The organism is Bacillus halotolerans (genome assembly GCF_004006435.1).
Lineage (GTDB): Bacteria > Bacillota > Bacilli > Bacillales > Bacillaceae > Bacillus > Bacillus halotolerans.
The window spans coordinates 566,705-580,766 of record NZ_CP029364.1 but is presented as its reverse complement, the minus strand read 5'-3'; the positions used below and the strand labels follow the sequence as shown (position 1 = coordinate 580,766).

Annotated in this window: 12 protein-coding genes; 7 read left to right on the top strand and 5 right to left on the bottom strand. The window is 42.3% G+C overall.

What is annotated here, in order from left to right:
- The first annotated feature begins 8 nt into the window (after positions 1–8).
- Positions 9–1,022, top strand: coding sequence for a glycosyltransferase family 2 protein (locus DIC78_RS02730; RefSeq protein ID WP_024121142.1), 1,014 nt, complete (start codon positions 9–11; stop codon positions 1,020–1,022).
- A 27-nt stretch (positions 1,023–1,049) separates the two neighbouring features.
- Here DIC78_RS02730 and DIC78_RS02725 read toward each other — a convergent pair whose 3' ends face one another.
- From DIC78_RS02725 to DIC78_RS02715, 3 genes are all read right to left on the bottom strand, one after another.
- Positions 1,050–2,885 (bottom strand): DNA ligase D, encoded by a 1,836-nt coding sequence (locus DIC78_RS02725; protein WP_127695376.1) that lies wholly within the window; start codon positions 2,883–2,885, stop codon positions 1,050–1,052.
- A 3-nt stretch (positions 2,886–2,888) separates the two neighbouring features.
- Entirely contained in the window at positions 2,889–3,773 is an 885-nt protein-coding gene (ku, locus tag DIC78_RS02720) for a non-homologous end joining protein Ku (protein WP_103671596.1), read from the bottom strand.
- 90 nt (positions 3,774–3,863) lie between these two features.
- Complete coding sequence (locus DIC78_RS02715) at positions 3,864–6,266, bottom strand: bifunctional diguanylate cyclase/phosphodiesterase (protein WP_127695374.1); 2,403 nt, start codon at positions 6,264–6,266, stop codon at positions 3,864–3,866.
- A 189-nt stretch (positions 6,267–6,455) separates the two neighbouring features.
- Between DIC78_RS02715 and DIC78_RS02710 the strand changes: the two genes are divergently transcribed.
- From DIC78_RS02710 to DIC78_RS02695, 4 genes are all read left to right on the top strand, one after another.
- Positions 6,456–7,124 (top strand): DedA family protein, encoded by a 669-nt coding sequence (locus DIC78_RS02710; RefSeq protein WP_049809924.1) that lies wholly within the window; start codon positions 6,456–6,458, stop codon positions 7,122–7,124.
- A gap of 256 nt (positions 7,125–7,380) precedes the next feature.
- Positions 7,381–8,175 carry a TerC family protein gene (locus DIC78_RS02705; RefSeq protein WP_101860637.1) on the top strand — a complete coding sequence of 265 codons (795 nt, stop codon included), beginning with the start codon at positions 7,381–7,383 and terminating at the stop codon, positions 8,173–8,175.
- A gap of 263 nt (positions 8,176–8,438) precedes the next feature.
- Positions 8,439–9,194 (top strand): RNA polymerase sigma factor SigI, encoded by a 756-nt coding sequence (gene sigI / locus DIC78_RS02700; RefSeq protein ID WP_044156149.1) that lies wholly within the window; start codon positions 8,439–8,441, stop codon positions 9,192–9,194.
- Positions 9,191–10,336: an anti-sigma-I factor RsgI family protein gene (locus DIC78_RS02695; protein WP_106020410.1), complete on the top strand. Its 1,146-nt coding sequence runs from the start codon at positions 9,191–9,193 to the stop codon at positions 10,334–10,336. The genes sigI and DIC78_RS02695 overlap by 4 nt, the downstream gene beginning before the upstream one ends.
- A gap of 10 nt (positions 10,337–10,346) precedes the next feature.
- Here DIC78_RS02695 and sspD read toward each other — a convergent pair whose 3' ends face one another.
- Both sspD and DIC78_RS02685 read right to left on the bottom strand, forming a co-directional pair.
- Positions 10,347–10,541: an acid-soluble spore protein SspD gene (gene sspD / locus DIC78_RS02690; RefSeq protein WP_010333988.1), complete on the bottom strand. Its 195-nt coding sequence runs from the start codon at positions 10,539–10,541 to the stop codon at positions 10,347–10,349.
- Positions 10,542–10,674: 133 nt separating this feature from the next.
- A complete protein-coding gene (locus DIC78_RS02685) occupies positions 10,675–11,376 on the bottom strand; it encodes a DUF1836 domain-containing protein (RefSeq protein WP_024121150.1) in 702 nt (233 codons plus the stop codon).
- A gap of 171 nt (positions 11,377–11,547) precedes the next feature.
- Between DIC78_RS02685 and htpX the strand changes: the two genes are divergently transcribed.
- Together htpX and ktrD are read left to right on the top strand one after the other, a co-directional pair.
- Positions 11,548–12,444: a protease HtpX gene (gene htpX / locus DIC78_RS02680; RefSeq protein ID WP_127695372.1), complete on the top strand. Its 897-nt coding sequence runs from the start codon at positions 11,548–11,550 to the stop codon at positions 12,442–12,444.
- 174 nt (positions 12,445–12,618) lie between these two features.
- On the top strand, positions 12,619–13,968 hold the full coding sequence (gene ktrD, locus DIC78_RS02675; protein ID WP_127695370.1) for a Ktr system potassium transporter KtrD: 1,350 nt from the start codon (positions 12,619–12,621) through the stop codon (positions 13,966–13,968).
- The last annotated feature ends 94 nt before the right edge of the window (positions 13,969–14,062 follow it).

Sequence of the window (14,062 nt, the reverse complement as noted above, 5' to 3'; positions counted from 1 at the left end):
GATATCGATTGAAACAGCCACAGCCAGTGTTAACCATCGTCGTTCCGTGTTTCAATGAAGAGGAAGTATTTAAAGAGACAAGCCGTCAGCTGACGGAGGTTGTAAACAGCTTAATGGAAGAAAAAATGATATCCGAAGACAGTAAAATTTTATTTGTTGATGACGGCAGCAAAGACCGCACCTGGTCTTTGATTGCCATGGAAAGTGTGAAAAACAAGAAGGTAACCGGATTAAAATTAGCCTGCAATGTCGGACATCAAAAAGCGCTTTTAGCAGGTCTGCATAAAGCAAAGCAAAAATCAGACTGCGTGATTTCGATTGATGCCGACCTGCAGGATGATATCTCTGTTATCAGAGAATTTATGCTGAGATATCACGATGGTTTTGAAATCGTGTACGGCGTGCGCCGCAGCCGGAAAACCGATACCTTTTTTAAGCGCACGACCGCTATAGGGTTTTACCGGCTCATGAATAAGCTTGGGATTAAGTTAATTTACAATCATGCCGATTTTCGCTTAATGAATAAAAGGGCGCTTGAAGAACTCGCGCGCTATCCGGAAGCCAATTTGTTTTTAAGGGGCATCGTTCCTATGATCGGCTTCAGGTCAGCCGAAGTTTTGTATGACCGCAAAGAACGTTTTGCCGGAAAAACGAAATATCCGCTGAAAAAAATGCTTTCATTCGCATTTAACGGAATTACATCCTTCAGTGTGGCCCCGATTCGCTTTTTTACGCTTTTGGGTTTTCTATTATTTTTGGTAAGCGCCATGGCGGGGATTGGAGCAGTCATTCAAAAAATGCTCGGCCACACAAACGCGGGCTGGGCGTCTCTCATCATCTCTATTTGGTTTCTGGGCGGATTGCAGCTCATGGGAATCGGGATTATCGGCGAATATATCGGAACGATTTTCTCTGAAGTGAAAAGACGGCCGAAATATGCGGTGGATATCGATTTGTATAATGAACCCTTGAGCCCGCTGCAGCGCCAGGAAAGTGAGCGTTTGGAGAAAAAATACAGTTGAAACAACAAAAAGAGCTGACCGGATAAGTCAGCTCTTTTTCTTCAGCTGATTCAAAATAGCGGCAAGAGGTTCATCCTGCGGATTGCGGTAAAATTCATAAAACGGGCATCCGTGTTTCTTGACCCGGTCAACGACGGTATCGATTGTATACATCGCCGGTGTCAAAGATGGCTGCACCTCGTGCCAATACAGCGGCGCCGCTACGGTGCCAAGCTCGTTTCCCCTAGTGGAATAGGGGCAGATAATCGTTTTTCCTTCAGCATGCTGCAAATAATCGAGATACAATTTTCCATGCCTGTTTTTGATCAGGCGTTCGGTTGTAAATAGGTCTGGAAATGCATTGGTACAATATTCGGCAATCAGCTGTGTAAATTGGCGTGTGTCCTCGTACGTAAATGCTTCTGGTGACAAGGGAATGTAAAGCTGAATCCCCTTGTTGCCGGAAAGCTTCGGATACGATGTGATGCCGAAGGATTCAAAGAGCCGTTTGAGTTCATTTGCTGCCTGAACAGCCATCAGAAAGTCATCTCGGGACGGGGGATCTAAATCAATGACAATCTCTGCCGGCCTTCTGCTTGTAATCGTTTGAAAAGGAACATGAAACTCTAAAGCGAGCTGATTGGCAAGCCACAATAAGGTGGACAGGTCCTTACAGACAATATGTTCATGGCTACCGTCAAAAAAGGATTGGACAAAGTCCGGTGTATAATCCGGCTTATTTTTTTGGAAAAAGGATTCGCCCCTTGATCCGTGCGGATAGCGAATAACCGTGACAGCACGGTCTTTGAGAAACGGGAACAGGTAGTCGCTGATTTCAATCATATACTGGATGAAATCTTCTTTTGTTCTTTTATGCTTTTCAAATATGATTTTATCCAGGCTTGTAAACTGCAGTTTTGGATGAACCGGCTTTGAGCGGCGCACAAGCTGTGCAAAGGTGCAGTCGGTCCAGTCCATTTGAAATTGAAATTTGACAAACGAAACCTCTCGAAGCGTGCCTTGTAAAATCGTTAAGTACTGGACAGTAGCGCAGATCGATGGTTCGAGCGTATATTCACCTGATGCTGTTTTATGTCCGTGCTGTTCCATAATCGCACGTATTGCATTTTTTTCTTCCTCGCTCATCCCATGTGATACAGAGGCGACAGGCGTCATTACACCGTTTTTTAACACAGAAACCGTCAGAAATCCATTGTGAGGATTAAATCCTGTGATACAAACATCGGCATGTTTAAAGTTTTTATATTTCAGCCAATCAGATGACCGTTTTTTTTCGAGCCATTTGCTGTTGATTTTTTTTGCTACAATTCCCTCTCCGTCATACTTTATTACCTTCTCCCAAATCGGATCGGAGTGCTGGTAGGAGGGGATATACTGAATGGTTTCCTTTGCATAAGGATTTGGCTCAGCCGGAAGCTTTGCAGCAGACATCAGCTCATGCAGCGATGTTTTTCGGTCAGTATAGGAATAAGTCGATACATCTTGTCCGCTTCGTTCCAAAAGGTCAAATGCGAGAAAGCAGCAAGGCCGAGAGTTTGCGGATTCCTGTATCTTATCCGGCCTTTTCAAACGTCCCCGCACTTGAATATGTTCAAAATCTGAACGGAATGGATTCGCCAAAAACACGATTTCTCCGTCAAGTGTTAACGGAAGTTCCTTTTCTATATGCTGAAAAGCAGTTTCGGCAAAGTTAGCAATTTCAGGGAAGGTGCTGTTAAGCTCTAAGCCATTTCTGCTCGTTAATGTCACGCCTGACGGATGAATACGGAGAATACAGCGAAACCCGTCATATTTTACTTCGTAACGCCATTCCGCTCCTTTTGGAGGTGAAGAAGTAAGGACGGGCTGCATGGTAAACGCCATTGGTTATGATGTGCCGGAGACTTTTTTTCTAGTGGTTTTCTGCTTTTTTTCTCCGGCTCCTTTCGGTTCTCCGCCTTCGGCTGGTGCTGCCGCTGGTTTTTCCCGGTTCGGCCTTTTGGTTCGATCGATGCTGGCTTGAAGTGCGCTGACCAGGTCGATCACATCCTCACGAGGAGGCGCTTTGTCAGGAGTGACGGCTGTTTCTTTATTTTCCAGCTTATCATTGACTCTTTGCAGCAAGGCTTTTCGATACGTATCCTCATATTGTTCCGGCTGAAAATCAGTTGTCAGCTCATCTATCAGTGTAATGGCGGTTTGCAATTCTTTATCATTTACACTTGATTGATCAGGCACTCCGGGTACGTGGGCAGCACTACGGACCTCATCGGGATAATGAATGGATTCCATTACGATGCAATTTTCATATACGCGGAGAATGGCAAGCTGCTGTTTCGACCTGATCGTCATATTGGCGATCCCGATCTTTCCGGTGGATCGAAGCGCCTCGCGAAGAAGAGTATAGGCTTTCGTGCCGTTATCTCCGGGTCCGACAAAGTAGGAGCGGTTAAAATATATCGGGTCAATTTCCTGCAGCTGAACAAAATCGACAATTTCAACCGCTTTCTCTTCATGCTCCTGCTTTAAGCTTTTTAAATCTTCATCAGTCAGCACGACATATTTTCCTTTTACGTATTCATATCCCTTCACAATTTCGTCAGGGCTGAGCGTTTTTTCGCAGTTGGTGCACATTTTTTCATATTTAATTGGCGCATGATCTTCTTTATGAAGGCTTCGCAGTTTGATGTCTTTGTCTTCTGTGGCGGCATAAAGCTTGATGGGGATATTCACCAAACCGAAGCTGATGGATCCCTTCCACATTGTATGCATATCGATGAACCCCTTTTTTTCATTATTGTGGAGATGAGAAAGGGGATTCATGTGTAGTAACTTATGGGTATAAAAAAACAGCCGGCGCTGTTAACGCGGCGGCTGGTTCAATATCAAGTGTTCAAGCTGTTCGGGCGGTATCGGCCTGCTGAAAAAGAAGCCCTGTAAATGGTCACAGCCTTTTTCGTCAAGCAGCTGTTTTTGGCCGGAGTTTTCCACGCCTTCGGCAATGACTTGTAAAGACAGCTGATGGCCCATGGCAATAATGGCACCTGTAATTTGTTCTGATTTTGGGTGTGTCTGAATATCATCGATGAATGATTTATCGATTTTCAGCCTGTGGATCGGAAAGTCCTTTAAATAACTTAGAGAACTATGCCCCGTGCCAAAATCGTCAATGCTGATCCTGATGCCTAATTTGGTTAAAGAAGATAGAACCTTTTTGGAGTGGTCAAGATTATCCATAGTCATGCTTTCTGTTACTTCAACTTCAAGAAGGCGAGGGGGAAGCATGTATTTAGAAAGTGTATTCTTGATGAGCGGAATCAGTTCCTCCGATTGAAACTGTCTGGCGGAAATATTAATGGCGACAGAAAGATCAAATCCTTTGTCGTGCCACACTTTTGCCTGCCTGCACGCCTCATCAATAATCCACTTTCCAATATCAATAATAAGGCCGGTTTCTTCGGCAACACCGATGAATTCTCCAGGCGGACGCAGATTGCCGTCGGGAGTGACAAGGCGTATGAGCGCTTCAGCACCTGTCATTTTTTGATCTCTTGTACTGAATTGCGGCTGATAATGCAAGACAAATCTTTTGTTATCAATCGCTTCCCTCAGCTCCATTTCTTGATTAAGCTTGACGGTTTCTTTATTGCCGATTGAGAAAGAGTAGTATCTGTATTTGCTTTTGTTTCGCTCTTTGGCCGCATACATTGCCATATCTGCTTTTTTCATCAATTCAGGGCCGTCTGTTCCGTCTTTAGGAGAAATCGCAATTCCGATGCTGACGGATGTAATAAGGGTGTGTTCCTGAATTTTAAATGGCTTTTTGAATTGCTGAATGATTTTTTTAGCCAAAACATCGGCTTCTCCCGTTCCGGTATTGGCGTCAGTCATAATAATAATGAATTCGTCACCCCCAAGCCGTGCGATAAATCCATTATCCGGTATAACGGATGAAAGCCGTTTAGCCGCGAGCTGGAGCAGCTGATCGCCCACATTATGGCCTAATGCGTCATTTATCACCTTAAACCGGTTCAAATCTAAGAAAAATACCACGGTGTTATAATCCAAGGCATGCTCGCGATTCAAGACCTTTGTTAAATGGGAGATCGCATGTCTTCTGTTGGGTAAATCTGTAAGTGAGTCGTAATGAGCCATTCTATGGATTTTTTTTTCGGCCCTGTACTGTTTTGTCACATCTTTACAGATGACATATATGCTGTCCAGTTCTTGGTTCACCTCAACAGGAATAAACGTAATATTCAAATGAAACTGGCCTTTGTCCGTCATAAGATTGGTATCGCTGTTAATGGCTTGTTTTTCGCTTTTGACCTGCTTAAAAAGCGCATTGATTTTTGGCGACATATAATGATTCCAATTTTGATGGTTTAGGCCGAAATTATTCATCATATCCTCACCAGCATGATTAGAAGAAATAATATCTCCTTTTAATGACAGGATAAAGATCGCATCAATATTATGAATGATTAAAGATTGAAACCGCTGTTCGTTATCCTTCATGCGTTCATTTTGTTTCATGAATTTTCGATCAGCATGAGAACTGAATAATAATAACGTTTGAATACAGAAGACGATTAAGGCAATCAGAATAGACCAATCGAATGTATGGACTTCCATATGATGGTCGGGAGGTGCAACATCCTCATAAAATGTAGCGGCCATCATTCCTGTATAATGCATTCCCGATATGCCAATTCCCATTATTAAGGCACTGATTATTTTATAAATCAGCAAATGGTCTGCAGGTTTTTTTATGGACAAGTCAAAGAAAATCTTTAGTGAGACGAAAGAAGCTCCAATGGCAATGACAATGGATAATGTAAAAAGCAGCGGTTCATACATCATCATTACCCGGGAAATGGAAGACATTCCGATATAATGCATAGACGAAATCGATGCACCCAGCACCACCGATCCTGTAAGCAGCCTGTAAAAGGTTAGGATATAACGGCTGACGATATATAAAGAAACAAATGATCCAGAAACAGCAGCTGCAATCGAGGCAACTAAAGGCGCCGGTTCATAATGCATCGGCATCTCCGTATGAACAGCCATCATGCCGATAAAATGCATGGACCAAATCCCAAAGCCCATAATGATAGAGCCTGCAATCAGCCATACCTTGCTTTTTAATCCTGTATGAATGGTGACTTTTCTTGAAAGTTCAAGGGAGGTGAACGATGCTGCACAAGCAATAAGAATAGATAAACATATGAGTGTTGTATTATACGTTGCGTGTAATTCCATATGGAGATTCCCCCGTGTGTTCCAGTCTTGTTGACTCTCCTTAATATCGGCTGTCAGCTAAAGAATTTCAGTCTATATGCCTGGAGAAATTGTCAGAAAAACGCTTGAAATGAAGATTCTCTGTTTTTAGTTCTGCTGACCGTCAAAAATATGTTAAAATCATTTTGATGTTTTGAGTGAAAAACAAAAATGTGTATACATAGATCAGGGAAAAGGGAAGTGAAGATGATCGAAGAATTGGTTATGTCCTGGATAGAAGCATTTAAAAGCTTATCTTATTTCGGAATTTTTCTGGCGCTCTGTATTGAATTTATTCCGGCCGAAATTGTCCTTCCGCTTGCAGGTTATTGGGTATCGAAAGGTGACATGACGCTTGCCGGCGCTGTTCTGGCAGGATCATTAGGAGGAGTCGCCGGTCCGCTCACCCTGTATTGGATCGGGCGTTATGGAGGCAGGCCGTTCCTTGAACGTTTCGGAAAGTACCTCTTTATAAAGCCTGAGGCTCTTGACAAATCGGATGAATTTTTTAAAAAGCATGGCGGTTTTGTCGCTTTCAGCGGCCGCTTCCTGCCAGGGATCCGCACACTGATTTCCATACCATGCGGCATCGCAAAAATGAATGTCTGGGTGTTTTCTCTTTACACGTTTATCGCCATGCTTCCGATCACATTTGTTTATGTATATCTCGGTGTGAAGCTCGGAGAAAATTGGAAAGACGTTGGCTCTATTCTAGACCAATATATGCTTCCGATCGGGATCGCCATTTTGATCTTGTTTGTTCTCTATTTAGTGATAAAAAAGAGGAAAAAACGAATGCAGTCTGAACATTTTTCAGTTTTTTTAAAAAATAAGCGTTGACAAATAAACTCGCTCCGCATATCATTGACATATAATATGATATTTCTTGAAATCCCAAAGGGGAGTAGCGTCCGGAATGTTCCGGAAACAAAGTCGTCATTTCATGGATAGTGATATCCATCGGCTTTGTTGGCATGCCTGAATTCATGTCTAGCAAGACCTTTGCCTTATGTCGGCAAAGGTCTTTTTTGCATGTCCGGCCGGCATAAGATCGGATGAAGAGAAAGAAAACAACTTTTTTGGGAGGGTATCATTTATGGATGCAGCATTATTATTGGAGTATGGTTGGGTTCTTCTCGTCTTGATCGGGCTGGAAGGTATTTTAGCCGCCGATAACGCTTTAGTGATGGCGGTTATGGTAAAACATTTGCCGGAGGAGCAAAGAAAGAAGGCATTGTTTTATGGGCTGGCAGGCGCCTTTGTTCTGCGATTTGGCTCTTTATTCGCTATTTCTTTTTTGGTGAACGTATGGCAGGTTCAAGCCATTGGCGCGATCTACTTGCTGTATATTGCAGCAAGCCACTTGCTCAAAAGATATGTATTTAAGAAAGAAGACAATCATAAGGTGACGAAGCAAAGCGGATTTTGGCCGACTGTATTAAAGGTTGAACTGGCAGATATCGCTTTTGCTGTTGACTCCATCTTAGCGGCCGTCGCTCTGGCCGTTACGCTGCCGGGAACTTCACTTCCAAAGATCGGCGGACTTGATGGAGGACAATTCTTCGTTATTTTGGCCGGAGGCATTATCGGACTGGTGATTATGCGGTTTGCGGCATCGATGTTTGTTAAGCTTTTAAAGGAACGTCCAAGCCTAGAAACAGCAGCATTTGTTATTGTCGGATGGGTCGGGGTAAAGCTTGCTTTATATACACTCGCACATGATGACATCGCCATAGTGTCCTCGCACTTTATCCACTCAGGGACATGGAAGGTGATTTTCTGGGGTGTCTTAGCGGCGATCGCAGTTTGCGGCTGGTTTATGTCAGGCTCAAAAAAACAGGCGGAAGACGCACAAAACGAACAAAATAACAGAAGCCAAGAAAGGGCTTAATCATAAAGACTCTGCTGAAAAGCAGAGTCTTTTCATGTTTGAAGCGTTTTCAAAGACGAAATAAAATAACATTTTTATAACAGCTTTGTTACAAAAACCTCTTTTAAAACCCCCAAAATTCTCTTTAAAGGCACGAAATCCTGTATAGTACGTGAGAATGGATTGTCATAATTGAGACATTGGAAATCAATATTTCTTTTTCTCCTTTGCGATTCCCTATCAAATTAGCTATCATTAATGAATAGTTATAGGGAGGAACTGAGGTGAAACCAGTGCTTAGCCTTTTGTTTAAATTGGGAAAAAAGAAGCAAACGCTTGAAAAATCTGTTGAAAGCATACAAAAAGGCAATAAAGATCTGCAAAACGAGTTGATACAGCAATATAAGCCATTTATCGCAAAGACGGTTTCATCCGTTTGTAAACGATATATAGATGAAAAAGACGATGAGTTCAGCATCGGACTGATTGCATTTAACGAAGCTATTGAAAAGTACTCACCTGAAAAAGGAAATTCGCTGCTCGCATTCGCAGAGCTTATTATAAAAAGAAAAGTCATTGATTACATTAGAAAAGAAGCAAGAACCGCACAAAATATTAATATGGATTTACAGGAGGGTGACGATCAGGAATCCTCACAAAGCCTGATTGAAGCCGAGCTTTCTATTGATGAATACCGCCGCCAGATAGAACAGGAACAGAGGCGGGAGGAAATTCTGTATTTTCAAAAGCAGCTCAAAGACTACGGACTTTCATTTCAAGAGCTGCTTGAACATTCTCCAAAGCATGCGGACGCAAGGCAAAACGCCATAAAGGTGGCGCTCACTCTTGTCGAGCATGAAGAATTAGCTGCGATTCTTTATACGAAGAAACAGCTTCCTGTTAAACAGCTCGAACAGCTCGTTTCAGTAAGCAGAAAAACGATTGAGCGAAACAGAAAATATATCATTGCAATGTGCATTATCATTACCGGTGATTATATTTATTTAAAAGATTATCTTAAAGGGGTGCTGCACTCATGAGAAGAGGGATCATAGTAGAGAAAAATAAAAAATTCGTCACGTTGCTGACCCCTGACGGACAATTTTTAAAAGCAAAAAATGATCGCCAAACATATGAAATCGGAGAAGAAATCATGCTTCCGAGTGAGACACGCATGGGCAGAAGGGCCAGCTTTTTTGATGTTTTAAGACTGCGCCCTTTCAAAATGGGGATTTTTTCGATGACTGCTATTATGCTTTTTATTTTTATTATTCTCCCCGTTTTCTCTAATGACAAGGCCTATGCGTATATGACAATAGATATCAATCCAAGCTTCGAAATGGCGTTAAACAGCGATTACGAAGTGATCGAACTGACGCCCTTAAATGATGACGGCAAGAAGGTTATCAGTGACATCGATGATTGGGAGGAGACTGATTTTAAAAAGGTGATAGACGATATTATTACGGATTGCAGCGAGCATGGATATGTAAAGGAATCGAAAGAAATATTGATTTCCACTGTTTATGAAAATACGGATGACGATACATATAAATCAGGAGTAAAAAAACAGCTGAATGATGTAACGGAAAAATATAAAACGACATACCGCATGGAATCTCTCGAAACAGATATGAAAACGAGAGAAAAAGCAAAAAAGGAAGGCGTATCAACAGGCAGCTACATAAAATCGAATGAAAAGAATAACATGAAAGATCCAAATGAAGATTCTCAAAAATCCGGGGAAGAGGATCAAAAAAATACCGGCAACGAGGAAGAAAACACGAATCAGACAGACGATCAGGACAGCAAACAAGGAGAAAATGAACAGCTGGATGATACGGATTCACAGAAAGAAGATACAACTGACACGCAGAATGATGATAGTGAACAGAATAAAGATGTAAAGGAATCAGATGAAAACAAGAAAGTTGAAAAAGATGGGGATACTGAGCAAACCCCTACACAAGTTCCTCAAGATAACGGAAATGAAGAAGAAGACAATGGTGAACAGAATAGCAAGAATAGCAAAAATCGCAAAAATTGGAATAACGGTGAAAAAGGAAAGGATCATTCCTCATCTAATCGGGATAATGCTTCTTACCACCGTAACCCAAATGGCTACAGCAGCAATAATGAATCAGCTCAAACAGAAGATTCGCCGAGTGCCCCCGGCGAATAGAGTCCTGAGTTTATTTATTTGTGCCATTTAGCTGTGATTGTGCCTGCTGAACCAGACGCTTTGTCATTTCCCCGCCTACAGAGCCGTTAGCGCGTGAAACTGTATCAGAACCAAGGTTCACACCGAATTCTTGAGCCACTTCAAGTTTAAATTGGTCTAGTGCCTGCTCCACCCCTGGAACAACGAGTTTATTTCTGCTCGCCATCTTTTTTCATCTCCTTTTTCTATTAAGAAATTCTTAACGCGTATTTAGTTTGAAATGTACGGGGTTTATTTATGCTGGCAATTGTTGTGGGGGAATAAGAAACCCCCGGCAATTTGCCGGGGGTACCTCCTGATTACAGTATGTCAGCGGTCATTTTGTTCGCGGTCGCCTGAATATGGAACGTCAAAATGGAGAGAACTGTAATGGCAATAATCTGCCTGATTTTGACCCATTGGGCGTCACTCAGCTCTTCAAAATGGTGACGAAGAAGGTCTGTTTCCTGTTCGACAATCTGCTGGAGGTTTGATTCCTTCATGGAAGGAGTATCTTGGTGATAAATGGCATGCAACACATGCGCGCAGCTTTCATAGTACGCTAACGGGCTGATGACATCATCAGATCTGTCTGAGATGGTGTTAAAAGCAACTTTTAAGATAGCTCGTATGTGTTCAAAGTCATAAATGGATTTTAGGTCACGTACAATTAAAAGAATCACTGCCTGTTCAACTGAATACTTTTTACCCAGCTCAGGATGGCCAATGAGGTCTTTGATATCGCGTTTCACCCAATTTTGAATCGCGGTTGACTTTAACGAAGTCAGCTCGCATAAATTGCCAAGCTCAACGATTTCGTTGGTTGACAGGCCGTATTCTTTTTTCTGTTTTTTTCGTTCATATCTTGTAAGAAATTCTGGAATTTGAAGATGGCTTGCCGCTTCTTCCGCTGACATATTCGCCGATTTAACGAGGATGTCGAGCGGGCTAATGTCTCCCAGGCCTTTAAGGGAATAGAGTAGCCGTACCATCTCAATTCGAGTGAGTTTAAAAATATTCATTGTTCACCTCTTCAAGACAATTTGACGCGGATATAATCTCTATGTATAAATGCACTATTAAAGCGTCAGTAATACATTAACATCATACGTCTAAATCCTTGCATTTTCAAACAGATGTTTTATAATTTAAATATACAGGTTCATTTGATCTTAAAAATAACGGAGGTTATTATGGCGAAAAGAATTTTTCTGTTTATTTTAACGAATATTTTGGTGCTTACAACGATCGGAATTGTTTTATCTGTCATAAGCTCTGTCACTGGAGTTGGGACGTACTTTACAGCTGATGGCGGTATAGATCTTATTGCGCTTCTTGTATTCAGTTTAGTCGTCGGTTTTGTCGGTTCCTTTACGTCTCTTGCGATGTCCAGATGGATGGCAAAGACAATGATGGGCGTCAGAGTGCTGAATCCGGAGAAACATACACTTAGCCATGAAGAGCAGCAATTGGTTGACCGTGTTTATAGATTAAGCCGCTCTGCCGGCTTAACGAAGATGCCGGAGGTCGGAATTTACCGCTCATCCGAAGTGAATGCGTTTGCGACTGGCCCTTCAAAACGCCGCTCTCTTGTCGCTGTGTCGTCAGGCCTGCTTGATCAAATGGATGATGCTGCGGTTGAAGGCGTGCTTGCCCATGAGGTCGCTCATATTGCAAATGGTGATATGGTGACAATGACGCTTTTACAAGGTATTGTGAATACCTTTGTCGTCTTTTTATCACGTATTGCTGCATGGATCGCGAGCCGCTTTGTTAAGGAAGATCTTGCTCCGATTGTTCATTTTATCGCAATGATTGTGTTTCAGATTGTCTTTTCAATTCTCGGAAGCCTCGTTGTTTTTGCGTATTCACGCCACCGTGAATTCCATGCTGACCGGGGAGGAGCGGATCTTGCCGGCAAGGATAAGATGATTCATGCTCTTCGAACGCTTAAGAGCTATTCTTCCCGCATCATAGAAGAAGATCAGACAGCTGTCCAAACACTAAAGATTAATGGCAAGAAGCGGTCATCGCTTTTCTCTACTCACCCTGATTTAGATGAAAGAATCAGACGATTAGAAGCTAAATAAAATAAAAACATCCTTCCTCTGAGAACCCTCAGAGGTTTTTTTTTCTGTTTCACTTTGACTAAAATAATAAAAAAATATGCAAGTTAAGAAAATGTTTCGCAAAAGCCTTTAAAAATGGATCTAATATCTTTAGAATAATTACCGTACTTTAAAAGAGAGGCAGAAGGATTTCACATGAGATTAAAGCTTGGAAAATTGATACAGGCATTATCTCCGGCCCAGCTGATTGCATTATATTACTTTCTCGCAGTAACTGTGGCCCTGATATTGCTGAGCCTGCCGTCTGCCCATAAGCAGGGAGCGGATTGGACTTTTATTGACGCGCTTTTTACGGCTGTCAGTTCAGTCAGCGTCACGGGGCTGACGGTTGTGGATACAGCTGATACATTCAGCACTACAGGCATTTTTATTTTGGCATTCGTTCTGCAATTTGGCGGAATCGGGATTATGACGCTCGGAACGTTTATTTGGCTGATCATGGGAAAAAGAATCGGCCTTAAAGAACGGAAATTGATTATGGTAGACCAAAACCAATCCCAGTTTTCGGGTATTGTCAATTTAATGAAGCAGGTTCTTTTTCTTATATTGTGGATTGAATTTTTTGGAGGAATCATACTTGGCACTTATTTTTTAACCTACTATGATTCCTTTCAGGAAGCTTATTTACACGGGTTTTTTGCAAGTGTCAGCGCTACCACAAATGGCGGGTTTGATATAACAGGAAATTCCATGGTTCCATTCCGCCATGATTATTTTGTGCAGTTTATTACGATGCTTTTGATCATATTCGGAGCGATCGGCTTTCCGGTGCTTGTCGAAGTAAAGGACTTCTTGTTTTCAAAGCATCGGAGATATCCGTTTACGCTTTTTACAAAAATCACGACCATTATGTTTGGCTCACTCGTAGTGTTTGGCGCCATCGGCATCTATGCGCTGGAAGCAAGCCACTCGTTTGCAGGAAAGGCATGGCATGATATTTTGTTTCTATCCTTGTTTCAATCAACAGCTACCCGAAGCGGTGGGCTTGCAACAATTGATATCAGCCAGCTGTCGGATCCCACGTTGTTTTTTATGTGCGCGCTGATGTTTATCGGTGCGTCACCAAGCTCAGTCGGGGGAGGCATAAGGACAACAACTTTTGCCTTGAATCTGCTTGCGCTGTTTCATTTTGCACGCGGCAATAAAGCGGTAAAAGTATTCAAACGGGAGCTGCACCCAGCAGATCTGATGAAGTCTCTTGTTGTCACAATGATGGCGATTTTGCTCGTTTTTGGAGCGACACTGATCCTTACAGTGACAGAAAAGCATTCTCTGCTGGAGCTTTTGTTTGAGGTATGTTCGGCCTTTGGAACGACTGGTCTGTCCCTTGGCATTACCGCTGATTTGAGCAACGTAGGAAAATGTGTCATTATGATCGTAATGTTTATCGGGCGGATCGGAATATTGACCTTCCTTTATCTGATCGGAAGAAAAGAAATTGAAGCAAATTACCATTATCCGAAGGAAAGAGTGATTATCGGATAATTAAACACCGCATCTGCGGTGTTTTTTTATTGCCAAAAAAAAGATGTGTGACCTGGCACCAGTTGGAGAACCTAACATAAACAGCTGCAGTTAA